The following is a 22,217-nucleotide window of genomic DNA, read 5'->3' on the forward strand; positions in this document are numbered from 1 at the left end:
TGAAGGCGACCGTCACCTAAGCCGGCAGCACGAAATTGTTGCCAAGATGGAAGCGGCCGGCCTCGACAGTGCGCTCGCGCGGGAGTTGCTGCGCACCTTCGAAGCTACGCAAGCTACGCATGTTGCCGACCGTGACCGACTCCTAAGAGAACTTGGGCAAGCGTCAAGCTGACACCGGAGCTGCGGCGGCGCTTCATTATGGCGGCGCTTGAGGCAAACTTCGACGCGGTGTTGAAGCAGGTCGTAAGGAAGAAGCCCTCAAAAGTCGAGGGCCAATTCTGTTTCATCCGGCATGCGATGTCCTTGTGCGGGTGTCAGCCAAGGCGTTCACAAGCTCATCTGCATCGAACGGCTTTTGAATCCTTGGCACCGAGGCAAACTTATCCGGGATACTTTCAAAATCATAGCCTGTTGCAAATATAAACGGGACGCCACGCTCACGTAGAACGTCAGCAAGCGGATAGATCATCTTTCCACGAACGTTGATGTCTAGCATGGCGATGTCTGTGCGTAGCGCGGAACGCTCGAAGACATCATCATCAAGGTTGCCGTGCGCACCCACTACGATGCCGCCAGCGGCTTCGACAATGCGCTTGACTTCATCCATGATCAGATACTCGTCTTCGACGATGAGAACTTTTGTATCTAACAATTGTTGGCGTTCGGCCATGGCTAAGCTCCCTCAGTATAACGCGTTGCTTTGGTATCAATCGATCAAAGCGTGCAAATTAACTTGTATCACTTAGAGCGGCATCCGATCAGGTTGCATCGTAGCCAGCTGCGGCGAAGTAGGCTCGGCACTCGGCTGGCGCGAAGCGGGACAGGCTGCGTCGGATGGCGTCCCAGAGGTCCGGGATGGTCCGCGCCGCTGCGCTGCGCAGCAGCGCCTTCAGCTTGGCGAAGGCCATCTCGATCGGGTTGAAGTCGGGGCTGTAGGCGGGGAGGTAGAGCAGCCGGGCTCCCACGGCCTCGATACGCTCGCGGACGCCGCTGACCTTGTGGGCCGGCAGGTTGTCGAGCACGACGGTGTCGCCGGCCTTGAGGGTTGGGGCAAGCACGTCGGCCACATAGGTGCGGAAGGCCTGCCCGTTCATCGCACCGTCGAGCAGCCACGGTGCGGTGATGCCGTTGCTGCGCAAGGCCGCCGTGACGGTGGTGGTCTTCCAGTGGCCCTGAGGCACGCTCATCCGACAGCGCTCGCCGCGGGGCGCACGTCCGTAGCGGCGGGCCATGGCGGTGTTGGCGGCCGTCTCGTCGATGAACACGAGGCCATCCGGATCGAGGTCGAGCTGGCCCTCGAACCACGCCTCGCGCGCAGCCCTCACGTCCGGCCGGTCTTGCTCGGCCGCGTGGCCCGTGCTTTTTTTCGCGAGATCCCATGGCGCTTGAAGAAGCGCGAAAGGCTGCTCTGAGCCACGCTGACGCCGCGCTCGGCCAGGGCCGCACGGAGTTCATGCAGGTAGATGCCGGGCTGCGCCTCGTAGAGCGACAGGATCAGGTCGGCCTGCGTCTCGATCCGGTGCGAGCGTTGATCTCCGCCCATCGGCTTGGGTGTCGTTTTTGTTGATGGCACGCGGTGAAACGCCTTCGACATCGCGCCGGTGTTCTGCCCACCCATACAGGTCATCGGCCGTAAGCGTTCGAACGTCACGCTTCTTGGCGAAGGCCCCAAGCGAACGGAAACTGTTGCGGTACCGCTTGATGGTGTTGAGGGCCTTCTTATCCGCGCTGTATGCGGCCCACCGCTCAAACAGATCGCACACGGTGATGGGAGGCGTCTTCGATTCACTCGATGCAGTGGCCGCCCTTGAGCGTGGCTTTTCAGCGTCCAGATTCGCAACCGGAATAGGATCAGCGTGTCCGGCACCCTTCAAGGGCTGATCGGATTCAGCGCATCCCTTGGAGCCATCCCTGCAGGCCTGCCAGATGAGCTTCAAAGCCCCATCGGCGACCGAATGCCAGATGCGCGCTTGATTCGGCTCTTTCGTCCGCAACGACACTTGGACGATGACACCGACCATGACCGACACCCGCAAGCTACCCACCGGCAGTGTTACGGACTGTCCCTTCAAGCTCGGGAGAATGTCACGGGGAGTTCGTTGCCGTAGATGGTAGACCCCTGTCTTAGGGTCCTTCCACGGTCGGGCTACTCTGAGAGGCACTGTGTGTGAGACCGCTGTGTGAGAGTGCGGTCATCCTCATCTCTATCATCCACCTAACCTCTTCCCATCGTTAGGAAAAAGGTTGGTGCGGCCAAGAGGACTCGAACCTCCACCCCTCGCGGGACTAGCACCTCAAGCTAGCGCGTCTACCAATTCCGCCATGGCCGCCCTTGCCGCCGTGCCGCTTCGTCAGCGGCCGGTGTCTTGTGTGGGCGGCGCAGCGGATAACAGAAGCCCGGGGCGGGCACAAGCGCCGGATTCGCTTCTTCGCATTTTGCCGCCTCGGAAAACGCGTCAGAGCCCCGCATCCGTGTCGTCGAGGATCGGCACGGCGCCCTCGCCGATCGTCACGCCGGGGGTGCGCACCACCTCGGCCTTGCGGATCAGCTCGGTCACCTCCACGGAGATGCGGTTGCCGGTCACCACGATCTGCCCGCGGGCGATCGGATGGTCGTTGGCGAGGATCTCGACCATGTCGGTCTCGGTGGCCTCCAGTTCGATCACCGCGCCGCGGCCCATGCGCAGCAGCATGTGCAGCGGCATGTGGCTGCGCCCCAGCACGACCTTGAGATCGACCTGCAATTCGTCCAGGACCGCCACGCGCGGATGCTCCGTTTGTCAACCCTCGGACAACCTTCCGCATGCAAGGGTGAAGTCTTGGTAAACAATTCCTTCACGGCGCCCGCTTCCCGGCTTTCGATCGCACCCGCGACATTCCTGCCGCGCACGGGCGCGCCGCCGGTGGCCTGGCGCGTGACCGACGCCCTCGTCGACTACGCGGCGGCGGAGGCCGAGATGGAGGCGCGCGCCGCGGCGATCGCCCGGGGTGAGGCGGACGAGCTGGTCTGGCTCCTCGAGCATCCGCCGCTCTACACCGCGGGCACCTCGGCCAAGGCCGCCGACCTCGTCGAGCCGGACCGCTTCCCCGTTCACCGCACGGGGCGGGGCGGCCAGTACACCTATCACGGGCCGGGCCAGCGCATCGCCTACGTGATGCTCGACCTCAACCGGCGGAAGCCCGATCTGCGGGCCTACGTGGCGAGCCTGGAGGCGTGGCTGATCGCGACGCTCGACGCCTACAACGTCCGGGCCGAGCGCCGCGAGGACCGGGTCGGCGTCTGGGTGCGCCGCCCGGAGAAGGGCGAGGTGAACGGTGTCTGCGTCGAGGACAAGATCGTGGCGATCGGCATCCGGGTGCGGCGCTGGGTCAGCCTGCACGGCATCAGCCTCAACGTCGAGCCGGACCTGTCGCACTTCTCCGGCATCGTGCCCTGCGGCGTGCGCGAGCACGGCGTCACGAGCCTGGCCGATCTCGGCCGCATCGTCAGCCTGCCCGAGGTGGACATGGCGCTGCGCGCGGCCTTCGAGCCGATCTTCGGCCCGACCCGCGACGAGGCCTGAGATCAGGGGTTTCGAGAGGGATCATCCCTTTCGCGGGTCCAGGGCGGACCCCTGGTGGTGGGTTAAGCCGGGGCGCTGCCCCGGCGCCCCGCCAAAGGGGTGACCCCTTTGGGATCCCAGACTTTACGCGTCGGCGGTGGCCGCCGGGATGACGGGGAGTGCGGATGGCGCCGGCCGGCGCAGGGCCGCGCGCAGCAGCGGCAGGACGAGGCGGGCGAGCCGGATCTGCCCCGGCAACTGCTTCGGCATCAGCGGGCGGTAGGCGAGGCGCGGGCTGGCCCGGTCCACCGCCGCGACGATCTCGCCGACCCGCGGCAGGGCGGCGATGCGGCGGGCTTCGCCGTCAGGGATGCCGAGCCGACGCGCCCAGCCGAGATCGCGGGTGAGACGGCCCTCGTTGTAGAGGCGGCGCAGCCGCGCCCGCCAGACGTAGCGGTGGAGCGCGCGCGGCACCGCCTCCATCCGGGCGTCGCACAGGGCGTCGGGCTCCTCGCAGCGGGAGCGGATCGTGTCGGCGACGCCGCCGGCCGCGCGGCCGGTGAGGCGGGCCGAGATCAGCACCAGAACCGCCCGGTCGTGACGCACGCGAAAGCCCCGCTGCAGCAGGGCGCCGACGAAGGCGCCGTCCTCGCCGAGCGGGATCTCCGGCATGCCGCCGACCTCACGATAGGCCGGCAGCCGCACGGCGAGCGAGGCGCCGATGGTGGTGCGGTGGCAGGGCCAGGGATCGTGCGGATCGGGATCGATGCGCGCCTCCATCTCGGTGATGAGCGCGTCGTAGGTGTCCTCCAGGCGGCCGCGGGCGGGCAGCGAGGGCGGCAGCAGGGCCGCCTCCTCCGGGATCAGCTCGACCCGGCCGGCGACCGCATCGGCACCCGCCTCCAGGGCGGCGAGGTTGGCCGCGACCCAATCCGGCGGCACGATGCTGTCGGCATCCGTCGTCAGGAGCGTGGCCGCCTCGGCCGTCCCCTCCTCCTCGAGCCACGCCACCGCCGCGTCCATCGCCGCGCGGCGCGCCCATCCGGCATGCGCCCCGGCATGGACGCGCTCGATCACCCGGACCGGGATCGCTAGCCGCGGCACCAGATCGGCCACGATCCGCTCGGTGCCATCGGTGCAGTTGTTGAGGAACAGCACGAGCCCGAGGCGCCCCGGCGGGAGGCCGGCCTGCCCGTCGATCGCCGTCAGGCAGCGGGCGATCCGCTCGGCCTCGTTGCGCACGGGAATGGCGATGATGGTGTCGAGGGTCGGGGAAACGGGCGGCACGGACGGGCTCCGGGAAGGCCGAAGAGAGGCGCCGGACGGACCGGATGCGGTTCCGGCCAGCGCCTCGCGCCCCTCTACGCCACGCTTGATGAACCGCGGCTGATGGTCCCGTGCGGCGGAACAGGGCCCGTCGCCCCCGGTTTCCCGGGCAATCTGCAGCCGTCCGGTCTCGTCCTTCCCTCGTCCTTCCCTGGCCTTCCCGAGCCCGCCGACTTTCGCCGCGAAGCGGGCCACCGGCACGGGCCCGTCGCCCGTGGCTATCCTGTCCGAGCATCAAGGAGATTTCCCGCATGAGCGTCCTGTCCGCCCTCGGTCTGACCTCGGGCAAGAAGGTCCGCTACGCCGTGGTGGCGCTCGGCGACATCTCTCAGGAGGCGATGCTTCCGGGCGTGGCGCATACCGGCAATTCGGAGGTCACGGCCTTCGTCACCGGTGATCCCGAGAAGGCGCGCCGGGTCGGCGAGCGGTACGGTGTGAGCGACACCTACGGCTACGGGCAGTTCGGAGATCTTCTCGCCTCGGGGACCATCGACGCGATCTACCTCGCCACCCCGAACTGGCGCCACGCCGAGTTCGCGATCCCCGCCCTCAAGGCCGGCATCCACGTGCTGGTGGAGAAGCCGCTGGAGATCTCGACGCAGAAATGCCGGGAGATTATGGCGGCCCAGGCCGGATCCTCGGCCAAACTGATGGTCGCCTACCGGCTGCATTTCGAGCCGGCGACGCTGGCCACCATCGACCTGATCCGCTCAGGCGAGCTCGGCGAGATCCTGACCTTCAGCTCGACCTTCACCCAGATGGTCTCGCCGGAGAACCACCGGGCGAAGAGCGGCGTCGAGGCGGGCCCGATCTTCGACATGGGCCCCTACCCGATCAATGCCGTGCGCTACCTGTTCGGTGACGAGCCGACCGAAGTGGTCTCGGCCGTCGGCGTGCGCCACGGGGAGGCCGGGTTCGGCGACTTCGATGACACGGTCGCGGTGACGCTGCGCTTCCCGAACAACCGCCTCGCACAGTTCGTGCTGTCCTATTACGGCAACGTCCTCGATACCTACGCCGTGGTTGGCACCAAGGGCAGCGTCGAGGTCAATCCGGCCTACATGTACGGCAAGCCGCTGGAGCGCACGGTGACGCTCGGCGAGAAGAAGAGCCACGAGAGCTTCAAGAACACCGACCATTTCGGCGGCGAGCTGAAGTATTTCTCGGATTGCATCCTCAACGGCACCGACCCCGAATCCGACGCCGAGGAGGGCTATGCCGACCTGCGGGTGATCGAGGGTATCCTGAAGGCTCTGGAAACCGGCGGGCCGGTGAAGCTGGAGCCGTTCACGCGCGGGCGCCGCATCGACACCGAGGCGCAGAAGCAGACGCTTTCGGCGCAATCCGCTCCGGACCTCGTGAACACCTCCAACCCCGGCAGGGGCAAGGAGAAGGTGCCGAAGAATTGAGATCGTTCCCGGCCAATTGACTCGGGTTCGATTCTCACAACCGGCCTTCCGGGGCGGCTGACGAGCGAAGCCGGAATCCACGACGGGCTTCGACGGAGCCGTGTTTCCCGCATCACGGGTGGATACCGGGTTCCGCTGCGCGGCCCTCCAGATGACGGAAGCCGGCGGCCCCGAAGCGATCAAGCAGAAATCGTCTACGCGTCCTCGAAACGCTCCCATCGCGCCGCAGGGATCTGGAAAACGATGATCTTCCTCTACGGCATCGCCCTGCTCGCGGGCATCGCCACGGCGGTCCAGCCCGGCCAGAGCACGCAACTCGCGCGGTCCTTCGGCGGCGAGCCCTTCGCGGCCGGGCTGGTCTCGATGCTCGTCGGCACCGTCACCATGCTCGCCGTCGGCCTCGCCACGGGGCGGCTGCATCTGCCGGGGCTTCAGCAGGTGGCCGGCACGCCCTGGTGGGCCTGGGGCGGCGGCGTGCTCGGGGCCGGCGTGATCCTGGCCCAGCTCTTCGTCGCGCAGCGGATCGGGGCGGCGACCTTCCTCGGCCTCCTCGTCACCGCGGGCGTCGTTACCTCGATCACCCTCGACCATTTCGGACTCGAGGGCTTCGCGACCCATCCCGCGAGCCTCGCGCGCCTCGTCGGCGGCGGTCTGATGATCGCGGGCGTCGCCCTGGTGGCGCTGTTCTGACACGGACTGCGCCCGATCGAAGCCGAGGGCCGCCTCGGCCAGCCCGCGCGATGGCCGAGCGAGGCCCGCATCCGCTGCTCCGAGAGGAATCGTGCGGATCGGGCCGCGGAGGAGCCGTGACCGGCCCTATTCCGCAGCCAGCCGGGGCGCGGCCGAAGCCGCGGGCGCCGTCCGGGCCCGCTCCAGCGCCGCGTCGAGGGCATCGCTCAGCGAGGTCACGAGCAGGTCGGCCGAGACGGCCCGCCGCAGACGCGCGAGCGAGGCCGGGTCGCGCTCGCGCCAGAAGCCGACGAGGATCGTCGCCCCCGGGGCGGCCTTGCGGGCGCGGCGAATGGTCAGGCGGATCTGCGAGAGGCTGATCGGGTCGAGATAGGAGAAGCAGATCATCGCCGGGCGCTCGCTCTCCGGCACGCCCTCGCGCAGAGCATCGCCCGCCGCCGTCCGTGCACCCAGGCCGTGGCGGGACAGGGTCTGGGCGAGCATCAGGGTGGCCGCCTCGTCGAAGGCGCCCCCGCTCGCCACGCACAGGACCGGTGCCGGGCCGCGCCAGGCCGGGGCCAGATCCTCGGGGGCGAGCACGATGCCGGCCGCGCGCCGATCCGGCCCCACCGCGGCGAAGGCGGCCTCGGCCTCGGCGCCCCTGGGCTTGCGCGAGCGCCGCGGCATGACGCGGCGGCGCGCCTGACCCAGCGCCTCGACCACGGCGCGGAATCCCGCACCCACCTCGCTCTGCCGCTCGCGGTCGAGCATGCCGCGGGCCGCGTCCTCCTGGGCCATGCGCAGGCCGGCCAGGACGACCTCGTCGTAGTAGGTGACGAGCGCCCGCTCCTTGAGGAACAGCCGCCCCTGCTCGATCGCCTCGGCCGGGTCGCCCGCGAGCATGCGCTGATAGAAGATCTCCTGCGGTCCGAGCGCCGGGCGGTCGCCGAGGATCACGTCGAGGAACCACAGCCGCTCGACATGGCGGCCGAGCACCACGAGGCAGACGGTGAGCGGGGTGGCGAGCAGCAGGCCGATCGGCCCCCACAGGAAGGTCCAGATCGTCGCCGCCAGGATCACCGCCACCGGCGAGATGCCGGTCGAGTGCCCGTAGAGCAGCGGCTCGACCACGTGGCCGGCGATCGGCTCGACGATCACGAACAGGATCGCGACCTGGATCGCCATCGACCAGCCGGGATCGACCGCGACCGCGATGGCGAGCGGCAGCACCGCCGAGATCACCGCGCCGATATAGGGCACGAACCGGGCGATGCCGGCAATGACGCCGAACAGGATCGGGCTCGGCACGCCGATGAACCAGAGGCCGACGCCGATCACGAGGCCGAAGGCGAGGTTGAGGATGAGCTGCGCGATGAAGAACCGGCTGAGCCGGGCGGTGGCGTCGTCGATCGCCGCGGTCGTCCGGCGCAGGTCGCTCGATCCCGCGAGCCGGATCGCGCGGTTCCGCAGGTCCTCGCGCTGGAGCAGGATGAAGATCGTGAACAGCAGGATCAGGCCGAGCGTCGCCAGCGGGTGCAGCACGCCGCCCGCCACGCTGCCCAGCGTCGTCAGCAGGCCGGTGCGGGGGGCGTGGATCTCGACCTGCATCGGCCGCTCCGCCGTGCCCAAAGCCGCGCCCGTCTCGGACTCGGTCTTGGTGGGCGGCTGCAACTCCTTGCCGATCTCTTCCGCCATGTCGAAGAAGCCGGAGAAGGTGTCGGACAGGCCGCCGCGCTCGGCGGTGGCGGCGCGCAGGGCCGTGATCTTGTCGCGCAGGGTGAGCGAGTAGCGCGGCAGGTCGGCGGCGAGCTGCGCCGCCTCGCGAGCGATCAGGCTGCCCACCGCCCCCAGCGTTCCGAAGGCGAGCAGCACCACGAGCAGCACCGCCGCCGCCCGCGGCACCCGCAGGCGCCGCAGCCAGCGCACGGCGGGAACGAGGACGAAGCTGAGCAGGATCGCCAGCGCCACCGGCACGAGGATGTCGCGGCCGAGATAGAGCGCGCCGGCGAGGGTCACGACGAGGAGCAGCGAGGCGAGCGTCGTCACCACCGGCAGCGCTTGGCGCAGCAGCCGCGTGGTGACCGGGTCGTTGGTCATGGCGTCCTCATGAAGGCGGACTCACGGGCATCGGGGAGGTGCGGAAGGCCGCACTTCCGGGACCGGACCGGGGGATCGCACGGAGAGCTGCTCCCATCGCGCCCCGCATCCTGAGGGGATACAGCGAGGCCTCGGAGGACTCCGCCCGCCGCGCGATTCTCGGACCGCACTTCGAGGCCGCATCGCGGCCGCGTTGGACGAGGCCGAGGATGAGACGGGAGCCGGGCCGCCGCCCTCAACCCCCCGTTCCGATCGCCGTGCCGATCTGGGTGAGCAGCTTGGGGAAGTCGATCGGCTTCGGATGGTAGTCGTCGCAGCCGGCCTGGATCGCCTTGTCGCGATCGCCCGACATGGCGTGGGCGGTGAGGGCGATGATCGGGATCGTGCGGGTATCGGCGGCGGCCTTGAGGGCACGGGCGGTCGACCAGCCGTCGAGGATCGGCAGGTTCATGTCGAGCAGGATCACGTCGGGCTGGGCCGCGCGGGCCTGCTGCACGCCGGCCTCTCCATCATGGGCAAGCACCACCTCGTAGCCGCGGCGCTTCAGCCGGCGGGAGAGGAAGTCCCAGATCTCCTCGTGATCTTCCACCAGCAGGATTTTTCCCGACACGCCCGAAACCCCTTCCCGCGCCGCACGCGGCTGTCCGCAGCCTGGAGCCCGTTCCGGATATCGGATCGGGAGCAGGCTCCAGGCCTTCGTTTCTGCACCGTCTTTTCCGAAAGCCGGAGGCCACCTTTCGGGACGATGCTCTAACGCGCAAAAACCCGTTGCGGTGTCATGGGGCTGCGCGCAATCCGTAACCCTTGTCATCTTCGTCGCCTTGTCTCGCTCGGCCCGACGCGGTTAAGGGGCTCACGGGCGGATCATGCGGGGCTGGCGCGGTGCGGGATGGCGGGGCGGAGGACGATGATCCGCGCGTCGCGGCGCTGCTCGCGCATCTCGCGGTGCGCGAGGCGCCTTTCGCGATCAGCGGGCGCGACGACCTCGCCGGGCTCGACCTCGGGCACGCCGCCCTGACGGCGCGCCTCGACCCGCAGGCGCCGCCGCGCTGGTGGGCGCGGGACCCGGGCGGGCTCGATCTGGCGCAGGCCGATCTCGCCGATGCCCGGCTGGAGGAGACGGACCTGTCGGGAGCCAACCTGCGCCGCGCCTCGCTCGCGGGTGCGCTCGCGCGCTCCGCCGGCTTCGCGGGCGCCTGCCTGGAAGAGGCCGATTTTGCCGGCGCCGACCTCAGCGGCGCGCGCTTTATCGGAATCGCCGGCGGACAGGCCTCCTTCCGCGAGGCGATGATCGAGGATGCCGACTTCTCCGGCGCGACCATGCGCTTCGCCCGGCTCGACAAGGCGCTGCTCGACGGCGCCCGCTTCGAGGGCGCCGACCTGTGGGGCACCGACTTCTCGGGAGCGGATGCGGACGATTCCGTGTTCCGGAAGGCCCGGCTCGACGAGGCCAACCTCTCCGACTGCAACCTGACCGGCGCCGACTTTTCCGGCGCGAGCCTCAAGAAGGCGCGGCTCGTCGGCTCGCGGCTGCGCGGCGCCAACTTCTCCGACGCGCGGCTCGACGGGGCCGACCTGTCGGGGGCCGACTTTTCCCGCACCAGCCTCGTACGGCTCGATCTCACCGGGTGCCGGCTGCGCCACGCGCGCTTCGCCGGGGCGTGGCTGGAGGGCGTGCGCCTCACCGTCGATCAGCTCGGCGGAGCGGTCGGCGAGGAGATCGCGGGCGAGTACGAGGCGGCGCAGGCGAGCTATCTCGCGCTCGAACGCAACCTCCAGAGCATCGGCAGCCCCGAAGGCGCGAGCTGGGCCTACAAGCGCGGGCGCCGCATGGGCCGCCGCCATGCGGGCTTACGCGCCCGCGAGGCCCTTTCCACCCGCGATTTTCGGGGCACGGTGAGCTATGGCTACCGCTGGATCGCCGACCGCTTTGTCGAGTGGCTGTGCGATTACGGCGAGAGCCTGTCGCGGATCGCCCGCGCCTTCCTCGTCGGCATCCTGCTCTTCGCCGCGGCCTACGGGGCGACGGGCGGGCTGTTCCACGAGGGTGCGAACACCCCGACCTACAACCCCCTCGACCTCGTCAGCTACAGCGCGCTCAACATGATGACCGCCAATCCCCCGGAGATCGGCGTGAAGCCGCTGGGGCGCGTCACCAACCTGCTGGTCGGGCTGCAGGGCGCCGCGGGGATCGTGCTGATGGGCCTGTTCGGCTTCGTCCTCGGCAACCGGCTGCGGCGCTGAGCGGCGGCTCCGACTTTTGATTTCGCATCGCCGCGAAAGCCGGCCACAGCTTTCAACGCGATGCCGGACGGCAGCGTCATGACGGGAGACATCACCGTGACCGTACAGGACGGGAAGGTGCCGGCCACCGGGCCGACCATGGCGGATTTCCGCAACCTCGCCGACGCGCTGCCGCAACTCGCCTGGATCGCCGAGGCCGACGGCAACCTCGTCTGGTACAATCGCCGCTGGTACGACTACACCGGCACCACGCCCGCCGAGATGGCCGATCACGGCTGGCGCAAGCTGCACCACCCGGACCATCTCGAGCGCGCGGCGGCCCGCTTCGCCGCCTGCATCGCGGCCGGGGAATCGTGGCAGGACACCTTCCCCTTGCGCGGCAGGGACGGGCGGTATCGCTGGTTCCTGTCGCTGGCCGAGCCGGTGCGCAACGCCGACGGCGTCATCGTGCGCTGGTACGGCACCAACACCGACGTCACCGAGACGCGCCTCGCGCAGGACGCGCTGGGCCATTCCGAGCAGCGTTTCCGGGCGCTGGTCGATGCCTCCGCCGCCGTGATCTGGAACACCACGGCCGCGGGCGAGCTGATGCCGCCCCAGCCGCGCTGGGCCGCCTATACCGGCCAGGGCGACGAGGCCTACCAGGGCTGGGGCTGGGTCGACGCGGTCCATCCCGACGACCGGGCGCGGGCCGCCGAGGTCTGGGCGGAATGCGTCGAGGCGGTGAAGACCTACGAGGTCGAGTACCGCCTGCGCCGCCACGACGGGGTGTGGCGCGACATGGAGGTGCGCGGCGTGCCGGTGCTCGGCGAGGACGGCACCATCCGCGAATGGGTCGGGCTCAACATTGACATCACCGCCCGCAAGGAAGCCGAGGCCGCGATCGAGCACGCCCGCGCGGCGGCGGAAGCCGCCAATCTCGCGAAAAGCCAGTTCCTGGCCAATATGAGCCACGAGCTGCGCACGCCGCTCTCGGCGGTGATCGGCTATTCCGAGATGCTCGGCGAGGAGCTGGAGGATCTGGGGCAGGCGGAATTGCTGCCGGACCTGCGCAAGATCGAGGCCTCCGCCCGCCACCTGCTCGGCCTCATCAACGACGTGCTCGACATTTCCAAGATCGAGGCCGGGCGGCTGACGCTGGCGGCGGAGAGCTTCGACGTGGCGACGCTGATCGAGGACGTCACCGCCGCGACGCAGAGCCTGATCACGAAGAAGCGCAACCACTTCCGCCTCGACCTCGAAGGCGATCCGACGACCGGCCTGGGTGCGATGCATCAGGACCAGCTGAAGCTGCGCCAGTCGCTGATCAACCTGATCGGCAACGCCGCCAAGTTCTCGGAGGACGGGGAGATCGTCCTCTCCGTGCGGCGCTTCCGGGAGGACGGGGCCGACTGGATGAGCTTTGCCGTCTCCGACACCGGCATCGGCCTGACCGAGGAGCAGATCGGCCGGCTGTTCGAGCGCTTCTCCCAGGCCGACGAATCGACCACGCGCCAGTTCGGCGGCACCGGCCTCGGCCTTGCCATCACCCGCGCCTTCGTCGAGCGCATGGGCGGCACGATCGGCGTCGAGAGCACCTTCGGCGCGGGCGCGACCTTCACGATCCGCCTGCCGGCCGAGATCGACGCCCACGAGGAGGAGGTTGAGGCTGAGAGCGTCGCCGCCCGTGTCCACGAGATCACCGACGGCGAGGCGCATCTGCACGACGTGGTGCTGCTCGTCGACGACGACCCCGCCGCCCGCGACCTGCTCCAGCGCTTCCTCGAACGCGAGGGATTTCGCGTGCGCACCGCCAATGACGGGCGGGCCGGGCTGACCCTGGCCCGGGCGTTGAAGCCCAGGGCGATCCTGCTCGACATCGAGATGCCGCGCATGGACGGCTGGGCGGTGCTGCACGCGATCCGCACCGATCCCGAGATCGCCGAGACCCCGGTGATCATCACCAGCGTGGTCAACGAGTTCAGCCTCGCCCACGTGCTCGGCGCCACCGACTACATGGTCAAGCCCATCGACTGGAGCGCGCTCAAGGAGGCGATGGAGCGCTACCGACCCGTGGACCGCGAGGGCAGCGTGCTCGTGGTCGACGACGATGCGGATGCCCGCGAGCGGGTACGCCGCACGCTCGCGCGCGACGGCTGGCAGGTGCGCGAGGCCGAGAACGGCGCCGCCGCCCTCGAGAGCCTCGACACGGAGCGCCCGAGCCTGATCCTGCTCGACCTGATGATGCCGGTGATGGACGGCTTCGCCTTCCTGCGGGCGCTGCGCGGGCGCCCGGACGGCGACACCATCCCCGTGGTGGTGCTCACCGCCAAGGAGATCACCCCCTCGGAGAGGGAGAGCCTGGGCGCCCAGGCCGACCGGCTGATCATGAAGGGCTCGATGAGCCTGTCCGAGATCGGCCGGCAACTGCGCGACCTCTACGCCCGACAGGACGGCACCCCGCTGCCGGGCAAGATCCAGCGGTTGATCGACAAGCTGCCGCCGTAGCATCGGCCGGCCTTTTTCCGGCCGCCTGCCTCAGGGTGTGGACGGGCGATCGGCGCCAATTCGCGCGCATGCCATCGCCCGCGCCAGCCTCTCGTAGACCCCCGGGTCGGTCATCTGCGCGGCGTTGAAGCGCATGAAGCCGCCGGCCGTCTGCGAGTGGCTGAAGACGTTGCCGGGCGCCAGCACCAAGCCTTCCTGCAGGCCGGCGCGGGCCAGGGCCGCCGCGTCGAGCCCCTCGGGCAGGCGGCACCAGAGAGTGAACCCGCCGCGCGGCACGATCCAGGGCGCGATGCCGAGTGACCCGAGCCGGGCGGTGGCCTCCAAGCGCGCCCGCGACAAGCGGCGGCGCAAACTCTCCAGATGCTTGCGGTAGCTGCCGTCGGCGAGCGTGCCGGCGATCAGCTCGGCGGCAACGGGGCTCGGGCCGCCGAAGCTCGTCGCGACCTGGAGATCGACCAGCGCCTCGATCCAGTCCGGCCGGGCCGCGACGTAGCCGCAGCGGATCGAGGCCGAGAGCGTCTTGGAGAAACTGCCGATGCGGATGACGCGGGCGAGGCCGTCGAGGGCGGCGAGCCGGGGCGAGGGCTCGGGCTCCAGATCGGCGAAGATGTCGTCCTCGACGATCGTGAGGTCGTGGCCCGCCGCGAGCGTCAGGAGCCGGTGAGCGGTCTGCGGCGCGAGCGTCGCGCCGGTCGGATTGTGGAGCGCGGAATTGGTGACGTAGAGGCGCGGGCGATGCTCGGCGAGCGCCGCGGCGAAGGCCGTCAGGTCGGGGCCCGTCGGCGTGTAGGGCACGCCGACGATCCGGACCGCGTGCACGCGCAGCAGGGCCTGGAAGTTGAAGTAGCAGGGATCGTCCACGACCACCGTGTCGCCGGGCCGCAGGAGGAAGCGGCCGATCAGGTCGATGGCCTGCGTGCCCGAGGCGGTGAGCAGCAACTGGTCCGCCCCAGCCTCAATCCCCTCCCCCGCGAGCCGGCGCACGAGGTGGCGGCGTAGGGACAGGGGGCCGCGGGCGGCGCCGTAATCGGTCAGAACCGTGTCCCCGGCCTGCGCGAGGCCGCGCACGGCCCGGCGGAGCGCCGCGTTCGGCATCCACTCGGCCGGAAGCCAGCCGCAGCCCGGCTTCAGCATCTCCGGCCCGGCATCGAGCGATTGACGCGACACCCAGAGCGGATCAATCGCCCGTTCCCGGCGCGGCTCCGCCTCGGCGAGCGCCAGCGGCGAGACCGCACCCGCGACGTAGAAACCGGAGCCCGGCCGGGCCCGGATCAGCCCCTCCGCCGCCAGCCGGTCGTAGGCCTCGACCACGGTCGAGGGCGAGACGCCCATCGTTGCGGCGAAGCCGCGGATCGAGGGCAGCTTCTCCCCCGGCATCAAGGCGCCGCCGGCGAGCTTTCGCCGGATCGCCGTCACCACCGCTCCGATGCGTCCGCCTGCTTCATCCGTCATGTCACGATCATCCGGGCGTACCGATGCAGCGGACCATACAGTTTGGGCAAAACCGTACGTTACTGTTTCTGTCGCGGCCAGGGCCCGCCGGTTAGCCTCTGACGGCTCAAGAGGCGAACGATGCAGGATCATGACAAGAACGAACCGCGCGGGACGAACTGGGACGGCTGGGGCCACGGCTTCCTCGGCGTGATCATCTTCAGCGGGTCGCTGCCGGCCACGCGGCTGGCAGTGGGCGGCTTCACGCCGCTGTTCCTCACCGCCTCGCGCGCCGTGATCGCCGCCGGGCTCGGAGCCGTCCTTCTGGCCCTGCTGCGGCAGAGGCGGCCGGCGCGGGCCGATCTCGGTCCGCTCGCCGTGGTGGCCCTCGGCGTGGTGGTCGGCTTTCCCCTGCTCACGGCGCTGGCCCTGCGGCAGATCACATCGGCCCGCTCCATCGTCTTCATCGGCCTGCTGCCGCTCGCCACGGCCGGGTTCGGTGTGTGGCTGCACGCGTCCGACCGGCCCAAACCCGCCTTCTGGCTGTTCTCGGGCATGGGCAGCCTTCTGGTCGCGAGCTTCGCTCTGGCCCGGGGAGGCGGCGGCGACCTCGCGGGCGACGGGCTGATGCTCGGCGCGATCCTGCTCTGCGGCCTGGGCTATGCCGAGGGCGCGCACCTGTCGCGCCGGCTCGGCGGCTGGCAGGTCATCTCCTGGGCACTCCTGCTGGCCGCTCCTGCCATGGCGGTCCTGGCGCTCGCGACCCTGCCCGAGACCTGGCGCGGCATCGGCCTGCCGGCCTGGGCCGGGCTCGGCTACGTCTCCGTCTTCAGCATGCTGGTCGGCTTCGTGTTCTGGTATCGCGGGCTGGCGCTCGGCGGCATCGCCGGGGTCGGGCAGCTGCAACTGCTCCAGCCCTTCCTCGCCCTCGCGCTGGCCGGCCTCCTGCTGCACGAGCCGGTCGAGGGCGGGATGATCGCGGTCGCCGCCGGGGTGGTGCTGTGCGTCGTCGCGGCCAAGCGCTTCGCCTGAGGCGATCGGTTCAGAAGCCCGACGTCTGATCGAAGTCGAGAAAGGCCGTTTCGATCACGATCTGCGTGCGGCTGATGACTTCGAGCTTGCGCAGGATCTCGGAGACGTGCGCCTTCACGGTCGAGTCGCCGACCTGCAACTCGTAGGCGATCTGCTTGTTGAGCTTGCCCTGGCGGATCATGCCGAGCACCCGCATCTGCTGCGGGGTCAGGCGGGCGACCCGCTCGGCGATCGGCGCCTTGTCGCCGCCCCGCACCGGGGCCGGCGTCGCGGAGAGGTCGGGCGGCATGAACAGGGCGCCGCCGAGCACCTCGGAAATCGCCCGGGTCAGGGTCGCCTTGTCGACGGCCTTCGGCACGAAGCCCGCCGCGCCGTGGCGCAAGGCCTCCTGCATGACGCGCGGTTCGGTGACGCCGGAGACGATCAGGATCGGGACGCGGGGAAAGCGCGCGCGGATCGTGGTGAGCCCCTCGAACCCAGTCACGCCCTGCATCGAGAGGTCGAGCAGGGTCAGGTCGATGGCGGGGTTCCGGTCCAGAACCTCGCAGGCCGCGCGGATGCCGTCGGCCTCGTGCAGCTCCGCCTTCGGAAAGGCCAGGGCGATGGCGCTCGCCAGCGCCTCGCGGAAGAGCGGATGATCGTCGACGAGGAGGAGGCGCAGGGCGTTCTCGCCCGCAAGCGCGGGCAAACCCGTGCTCTCCCTCGTGTCCGGTACGAAGTCCGATGCTGCGGTGGCCGTCATCGCGATCATGCCTTCCGGCGGGGCCGGCCCACGGTCCCTTCCTGGATCTCATAAGGCATTTCGGGCGCGGCCGCCTCTCGACCTTTCGTCCAATGCGAGCCGTCCGGAAAGCCGGAAAGATCCTCGCGGCTGCGATGCGGGAGCGGATGGCGACGCATCCTCGACCCGTGGATGGAGAGCTCCCGACGAAATCCGGGAGGGCGCGGCGTCCGGCGTCACGCCCCTTCGAGGACGAGTTGGCGGCGGCCGGGACGGTGCCCCTCCGAGCCGGTCTCGCGAAAGCCGAGCTTGTGCAGCAGGCCCCAGGAGGCGACGTTGCCCGGCCGGCACTCGGCCACGATCGCCCGGCGCGGAAAGCGGCGGCGCAGCAGGCCGACGATGGCGGAGACCGCCTCCGTCCCGAAGCCGCGCCCGCGGGCGGCACCGCCGATCCAGTAGCCGATCTCGACGGCCCCCTCCCCCCGCAGATGCGTGCCGACGACGCCGACGAGCGGGGTGGTTTCCTCGCGGCTCCAAGCCCCGAGGAACCGGTCGCGTCCGTGCCGGCCGGAGGCGATCAGCGCCTCGGCATCCGCCAGAGTGAAGGGAACCGCAAGGAAATCGACCGCTCCGATGATCGCCGGATCGTCGGTGAGCCTGCGCAGGGCCTGCGCGTCACCCGCGCCGAGCGGCGCGATCGTCAGGCGCGCGGTCTCGAGACCGGGCAGGTCGTTCAGGCTGTCGCGGCGGACGCGGCGGAAGAACATTGTCGGGAAACGATGTGGCACGCGTGACTGAATGAACGCGCCGATGGCGCCGGTTAATCCCGCTCGCCCGAAAAAATATTGGCTCGAAAAAGGCGGTTCGGTCCCGCATGGATAGAGTGCGGGGCGTCGGCGAACCATCGCAGCGGGTGCCGGTTGCCCCGCCAGGAGACCGCGATGAACGATACCCGTGACGACACCCGGTACGAGCCCCAGTCGCCGCTCTCCGTGGCGGCGCGCAGCGCCTGCCCGCGCTGCGGCCGAGGCCACCTGTTCAAGGGGTTTCTGAATCTCGCTCCGCGCTGCGACGTGTGCGGGCTCGACTTCTCCTTCGCCGATCCCGCCGACGGTCCGGCCTTCTTCGTGATGATGACGACGGCGATTCCGGCGGTCGCCTTCGGCCTGTGGCTGGAACTGACCTACGACCCGCCGCTCTGGCTGCACTTCGTCCTGACGCTCCCGGTGGTGCTGATCACCTGCACCCTCCCCTTGCGCTTCTTCAAGGGCTGGCTGGTGGCGAGCCAGTACGTCCACCGGGCCGAGGAGGGACGGCTCGCGCGCCCGGTCCCGCCCTCCGCGCCGACGGCGAAGCCGGACGTGCCCGGCCCGCGCTGAGCCGCGTCGATACGCATTCCCATCGGCGTGTTCCGCGAGGCGCGCTCCGCCCCTCACCGAGGGCGGGGCCGGGTGGCTTCCGCCTCAATCCGGCGGACGCTGCATGATCCCCCTGGGATCGCCGGAAATCGAAAAGCCCGCCCCGAGTGATCGGGGCGGGCTTTTCGTCGTGCGGTCGTCGATCCGGTCGGTCAGTGCGCCGCGGGCGCCGTGGCGGCCGGATGGATCACCATCTCGGTGAACGGGTAGACGTAGGCCTGGAGCATCACGAGACCACCGACGAGGCAGGCCAGCACGATCGAGTGCCAGAACACGAAGCGCAGGATCTTGCTCTCCTGACCGAAATAGCCCGTCGCGGTCGAGGCGACGACGATCGACTGGGCGTCGATCATCTTGCCCATCACGCCGCCGGACGAGTTCGCCGAGGCCATCAGGATGCCCGACAGGCCGAGCTGCTCCGAGGTGATCCGCTGCAGGCCGCCGAACAGCACGTTGGAGGCGGTGTCAGAGCCCGTCAGCGCGACGCCGAGCCAGCCCAGCAGCGTGCCGAAGAACGGGTAGAGGATGCCCGTGCCGGCAAAGGCCAGACCCAGCGTCGCGTCGACGCCGGCGTAGCGGGTGAGCACGCCGAGCGCGAGCATCGCGGCGATGGTGATGAGCGAGTAGCGCAGCACCCAGATCGTCTCGACATAGGCGGTGACGAGGCGCACCGGCGAGAAGCGCATGATCAGGCCGGAGATGATCGCGGCGAAGAGCACGCCCGTGCCGGTGTAGGACATGTAGGTGAAGTTGAAGATCGCGGCCTCGGCCTTCGGCGCAGCCTCCACGGGCGGCACCTTCATGATCATGTTGTGCAGGCCCGGCACCTCGTACTTCCACGAGAAGATCGGGTTCACGATCCCCTTGAACCAGCCGGTACCCCAGATCGCCACGATGATCGAGAGGATGATCCACGGCACCCAGGCCATGAGGATCTCCTGCGAGGAGGCCGAGCGGCCGCCGACATGCACCTTGGGCAGGTCGCCGGGGACGCCCGCGCCGAGGGAGGCGGGCTTGGGCTCGCCGTAGCCGATGGACGGGTCGTGGCCGCGGAGCGCCGGCGAGGTCCAGATCTGGGCCGGGCGCCAAACCTTCAGGAAGGCGACCAGCGCCGCCATCGAGACGAGCGAGGCGCCGATGTCGACGATCCAGGGGTTGATGTAGTTCGAGATCAGGAACTGCGCCGCGGCAAACGAGATGCCGCACACCGCGATCGGCGGCCAGATCGCCATCATGCCGCGGAAGCCCGCGAACACCCAGATCAGCCAGAACGGCACGATCACCGAGAAGAACGGCAGCTGGCGGCCGATCATCGCGCCGAGCACGTAGGGGTCGTAGCCCGTCACCGAAGCGAGACCCTGCACCGGAGCGCCGAGCGCGCCGTAGGCCACGGGGGCGGTATTGGCGATGAGCGAGAGGCCGGAGGCGGCCAGCGGCGAGAAGCCGAGACCGATCAGGATGGCGCCGGTGACGGCCACTGGGGTGCCGAAGCCGCCCGCCCCCTCGAAGAAGGCGCCGAAGGCGAAGGCCACCAGCAGGAGCTGGATGCGCCGGTCCTCGGTGATGCCGGCCACCGATTGCTGGAGGATGGCGAACCATCCCTTCTCCACCGTCAGGCGGTAGAGGAAGATGACGTTGAGGATGATCCAGCCGATCGGAAACATGCCCGTGACGACGCCGAGGATCGTGGCGCGCACGGCGAGATCCGTCGGCATGCCGAAGGCAACCACCGCCACGAGGAAGGCGACGATGAGGGCCAGCACCGCGGCGATGTGGACCTTGATCTTGCCGCTGGCGATCATCCCGAGCAGGGCGATGACCGGCAATGACGCGACGAAGGTCGAGAGCCACTGGCTCCCAAATGGATCGTAGACCTGATTCCAGGGGGTCACGGGTGTCGGCCTCCTCCCACGCCCCGATCTTCCGCCGGAGCCTTCTGGCACAGGGTGCTAGCAGAGCCGCCAAGCTCGCTCAACGCACGACATCATGTATTCAATCCGTATCCCGGCCGATGTTGGCCGGGTGACGCTTTTTCGCACCGGCGGCGGCCGAAGCAATGCGGCGTCAGGGAAGAGGCCTTTTCACGCCGGCGTGAGCCGATTGCTCGACACAACCAGGAACTGGGTCGGAAAACGCCGGTTCCCGCCTTGTGCCTCCGGGCGACCTCCGAACGCAGCGAGAGGAAACTCCTCCCATGTTCATGCGCGTCGACAAGCTACAAGCCGAGCTTCCCGCCCCGAAACGCAAGGATCCGAACGCGGCCGCCGCGCTGCAGGAGCTGCTCGGCGGCAAGTACGGGGAGATGTCCACGCTCGGGAACTACATGTTCCAGAGCTTCAATTTTCGCAGCAAGGACAAGCTCAAACCGTTCTACAGCCTGGTCGCCAGCATCACCGCGGAGGAACTCGGCCATGTCGAGCTCGTGAGCAACGGCGTGGCCATGCTCAACAACGGCCCCGACAACGACGGCGATGCGACGGATGGCGGCGACATCTCGGGCGCGCCCTTCGAGGACATGAAGGACATCCGCCTCGCTGCGGCCTTTCTCTCGAACGGCGGCGGCTCGGCGCCGATCAACAGCAACGGCGCACCCTGGAACAACGACTTCATCACCTCGACGGGCAATGTCGTCGTCGACCTGCTGCACAATTTCCACCTCGAATGCGGGGCCCGTCTGCACAAGCTACGGGTGTACGAGACCCTGTCCGATCCGACCGGGCGCGAGGTCTGCGGCTACCTGCTGGTCCGCGGCTCGGTTCATGCCCACGCCTATGCCCTGGCGCTGAAGCAGATCACCGGCGTCGATCTCGACAAGTTCCTGCCGACGCCGAACATCAATCTCGACAAGATCCCCGAGTGTCAGAAGTACCTCCAGGAGGGTTCGCACCGCCGGCTCTACACCTGGAGTCCGAACGACTACCGGGACATTGCCGGGATCTGGAACAGCAGCGAGCACGCGCTGCCGGGCGATCCGCCGGGCGAGCTGGAAGTCGTCGAGGGCATGCCCGACGGCGGCAAGATCCACCAGCTCACCGGCATTCCCTCGGCCTTCGCACCGGACTACGCGCCGGAGGAGATGTTCGAGATCGCGCAGAAGCTGACGAAGAAGGCACGCTGAGGCGACCATCGGCGGCCGGCCGGAACGCCGGCCGCCAATCCGGCGGGGCGTCAGCCCACGAGATCATCCAGGGAAACCCCGAGAGCCGCGGCGAGCTTGCCGTAGGTTTCGACGGTACCCTCCCGTGCTCCCGTCTCGATCTGTGACAGGTACGCCTGTGCCAGACCGGCCTGTTTGGCGAGTGCGGCCCCGCTCAGGCCGCGGTGCTCGCGCCAGATGCGGACACGGTTCTCACCGGAAATGAGACGCTCGACGAGAGCAGCCGGAAGCAGCTCTTCATCGCCGGCAGCGAGCTTGCGCCGAAACTCCGCGACGGCGGTCCGGTCCGCATTGTCTTCAGCGGCTGCGACCAGCGCCTCGAAATCCGCCTCGGGCATCAGCACAAGTCGTTCGCCGCCGGGCGTCGTGATGATCTGCCTGGTCATGATCGTCGTATCTTCACCCGTCAGTCATAAGCGTCACCCCGTGGTGCGATCCTGATGACCGCAACCACGATACCGTCCTCTGTGAAGAGCACGCGCCAATCCCCGACGCGCAGACGCAGGACACCTTGCTCGCCTCGAAGCGCTTTCACGTTGTTGGCGAGTGACTCGGGTGCGGCCGCATACTGCTCGAATTTAAGGCGAATCTTTCGAGTGACGTCGGGCGGGAGCCGAAGCAGGGCCTTCAAGGCAGCTTTGCTGTAGAGGACCGCGGCCATGCGACATGCATAGCAAAATGCTA

General features: G+C 69.1%; 20 protein-coding genes and 1 tRNA gene. 8 read left to right on the forward strand and 13 right to left on the reverse strand.

Features of this window, described 5'->3' with window-relative positions:
* Positions 1-283: 283 nt before the first annotated feature.
* The 4 genes from MPPM_RS28170 to MPPM_RS22495 form a co-directional block, all read right to left on the reverse strand.
* A complete protein-coding gene (locus MPPM_RS28170) occupies positions 284-670 on the reverse strand; it encodes a response regulator (protein ID WP_157914236.1) in 387 nt (128 codons plus the stop codon).
* A gap of 88 nt (positions 671-758) precedes the next feature.
* A protein-coding gene (locus MPPM_RS22485; RefSeq protein WP_432419862.1) for an IS630 family transposase occupies positions 759-1,627 on the reverse strand; the annotation gives its coding sequence in 2 pieces (ribosomal slippage) (positions 759-1,360 and positions 1,360-1,627; 870 coding nt in all).
* 618 nt (positions 1,628-2,245) lie between these two features.
* Positions 2,246-2,330, reverse strand: a tRNA-Leu gene (locus tag MPPM_RS22490).
* A 126-nt stretch (positions 2,331-2,456) separates the two neighbouring features.
* Positions 2,457-2,762, reverse strand: a complete 306-nt coding sequence (locus MPPM_RS22495; RefSeq protein ID WP_017483910.1) for a FliM/FliN family flagellar motor switch protein — start codon at positions 2,760-2,762, stop codon at positions 2,457-2,459.
* Positions 2,763-2,819: 57 nt separating this feature from the next.
* On the opposite strand from MPPM_RS22495, the gene lipB reads away from it, so the two are divergent.
* Complete coding sequence (lipB, locus tag MPPM_RS22500) at positions 2,820-3,563, forward strand: lipoyl(octanoyl) transferase LipB (protein WP_096486957.1); 744 nt, start codon at positions 2,820-2,822, stop codon at positions 3,561-3,563.
* Between the two features lie 123 nt (positions 3,564-3,686).
* Here the strand turns inward: lipB and MPPM_RS22505 are convergent, their stop codons facing one another.
* On the reverse strand, positions 3,687-4,829 hold the full coding sequence (locus MPPM_RS22505; RefSeq protein WP_096486958.1) for a glycosyltransferase family 2 protein: 1,143 nt from the start codon (positions 4,827-4,829) through the stop codon (positions 3,687-3,689).
* Between the two features lie 290 nt (positions 4,830-5,119).
* Here MPPM_RS22505 and MPPM_RS22510 point away from each other — a divergent pair, with 290 nt between their 5' ends.
* Positions 5,120-6,277, forward strand: a complete 1,158-nt coding sequence (locus tag MPPM_RS22510) for a Gfo/Idh/MocA family protein (RefSeq protein ID WP_096486959.1) — start codon at positions 5,120-5,122, stop codon at positions 6,275-6,277.
* A 243-nt stretch (positions 6,278-6,520) separates the two neighbouring features.
* Positions 6,521-6,967, forward strand: a complete 447-nt coding sequence (locus tag MPPM_RS22515) for a DMT family transporter (protein ID WP_096486960.1) — start codon at positions 6,521-6,523, stop codon at positions 6,965-6,967.
* A gap of 126 nt (positions 6,968-7,093) precedes the next feature.
* Here MPPM_RS22515 and MPPM_RS22520 read toward each other — a convergent pair whose 3' ends face one another.
* Together MPPM_RS22520 and MPPM_RS22525 are read right to left on the reverse strand one after the other, a co-directional pair.
* Positions 7,094-9,043, reverse strand: a complete 1,950-nt coding sequence (locus MPPM_RS22520; protein WP_096486961.1) for an AI-2E family transporter — start codon at positions 9,041-9,043, stop codon at positions 7,094-7,096.
* Positions 9,044-9,278: 235 nt separating this feature from the next.
* A complete protein-coding gene (locus tag MPPM_RS22525; RefSeq protein WP_096486962.1) occupies positions 9,279-9,653 on the reverse strand; it encodes a response regulator in 375 nt (124 codons plus the stop codon).
* 272 nt (positions 9,654-9,925) lie between these two features.
* Here MPPM_RS22525 and MPPM_RS22530 point away from each other — a divergent pair, with 272 nt between their 5' ends.
* Both MPPM_RS22530 and MPPM_RS22535 read left to right on the forward strand, forming a co-directional pair.
* The gene (locus MPPM_RS22530; RefSeq protein ID WP_096486963.1) at positions 9,926-11,287 is read left to right on the forward strand and encodes a pentapeptide repeat-containing protein; all 1,362 of its coding nucleotides are present in this window, start codon (positions 9,926-9,928) and stop codon (positions 11,285-11,287) included.
* Between the two features lie 78 nt (positions 11,288-11,365).
* Positions 11,366-13,774, forward strand: a complete 2,409-nt coding sequence (locus tag MPPM_RS22535) for a hybrid sensor histidine kinase/response regulator (protein ID WP_096487983.1) — start codon at positions 11,366-11,368, stop codon at positions 13,772-13,774.
* 30 nt (positions 13,775-13,804) lie between these two features.
* Here the strand turns inward: MPPM_RS22535 and MPPM_RS22540 are convergent, their stop codons facing one another.
* The gene (locus tag MPPM_RS22540; RefSeq protein ID WP_096486964.1) at positions 13,805-15,226 is read right to left on the reverse strand and encodes an aminotransferase-like domain-containing protein; all 1,422 of its coding nucleotides are present in this window, start codon (positions 15,224-15,226) and stop codon (positions 13,805-13,807) included.
* 120 nt (positions 15,227-15,346) lie between these two features.
* Between MPPM_RS22540 and MPPM_RS22545 the strand changes: the two genes are divergently transcribed.
* On the forward strand, positions 15,347-16,237 hold the full coding sequence (locus MPPM_RS22545; RefSeq protein ID WP_096486965.1) for a DMT family transporter: 891 nt from the start codon (positions 15,347-15,349) through the stop codon (positions 16,235-16,237).
* Positions 16,238-16,247: 10 nt separating this feature from the next.
* On the opposite strand, the gene MPPM_RS22550 is transcribed toward MPPM_RS22545, so the two are convergent.
* Positions 16,248-16,988, reverse strand: coding sequence for a response regulator (locus tag MPPM_RS22550; RefSeq protein WP_096486966.1), 741 nt, complete (start codon positions 16,986-16,988; stop codon positions 16,248-16,250).
* A 206-nt stretch (positions 16,989-17,194) separates the two neighbouring features.
* On the reverse strand, positions 17,195-17,725 hold the full coding sequence (locus tag MPPM_RS22555) for a GNAT family N-acetyltransferase (RefSeq protein WP_096486967.1): 531 nt from the start codon (positions 17,723-17,725) through the stop codon (positions 17,195-17,197).
* A 174-nt stretch (positions 17,726-17,899) separates the two neighbouring features.
* Here MPPM_RS22555 and MPPM_RS22560 point away from each other — a divergent pair, with 174 nt between their 5' ends.
* Positions 17,900-18,337, forward strand: a complete 438-nt coding sequence (locus tag MPPM_RS22560; RefSeq protein WP_096486968.1) for a DUF983 domain-containing protein — start codon at positions 17,900-17,902, stop codon at positions 18,335-18,337.
* A 191-nt stretch (positions 18,338-18,528) separates the two neighbouring features.
* Here the strand turns inward: MPPM_RS22560 and MPPM_RS22565 are convergent, their stop codons facing one another.
* Complete coding sequence (locus MPPM_RS22565; RefSeq protein WP_096486969.1) at positions 18,529-20,268, reverse strand: L-lactate permease; 1,740 nt, start codon at positions 20,266-20,268, stop codon at positions 18,529-18,531.
* A gap of 302 nt (positions 20,269-20,570) precedes the next feature.
* Between MPPM_RS22565 and MPPM_RS22570 the strand changes: the two genes are divergently transcribed.
* Positions 20,571-21,494 (forward strand): manganese catalase family protein, encoded by a 924-nt coding sequence (locus MPPM_RS22570; protein WP_096486970.1) that lies wholly within the window; start codon positions 20,571-20,573, stop codon positions 21,492-21,494.
* A 50-nt stretch (positions 21,495-21,544) separates the two neighbouring features.
* On the opposite strand, the gene MPPM_RS22575 is transcribed toward MPPM_RS22570, so the two are convergent.
* Together MPPM_RS22575 and MPPM_RS22580 are read right to left on the reverse strand one after the other, a co-directional pair.
* Positions 21,545-21,919, reverse strand: a complete 375-nt coding sequence (locus MPPM_RS22575; protein WP_096486971.1) for a helix-turn-helix domain-containing protein — start codon at positions 21,917-21,919, stop codon at positions 21,545-21,547.
* Between the two features lie 20 nt (positions 21,920-21,939).
* Positions 21,940-22,194 (reverse strand): type II toxin-antitoxin system RelE family toxin, encoded by a 255-nt coding sequence (locus tag MPPM_RS22580; protein ID WP_096486972.1) that lies wholly within the window; start codon positions 22,192-22,194, stop codon positions 21,940-21,942.
* Positions 22,195-22,217: the final 23 nt, after the last annotated feature.

Source organism: Methylorubrum populi (assembly GCF_002355515.1).
In the GTDB taxonomy this organism is placed as follows: Bacteria; Pseudomonadota; Alphaproteobacteria; order Rhizobiales; family Beijerinckiaceae; genus Methylobacterium; species Methylobacterium populi_A.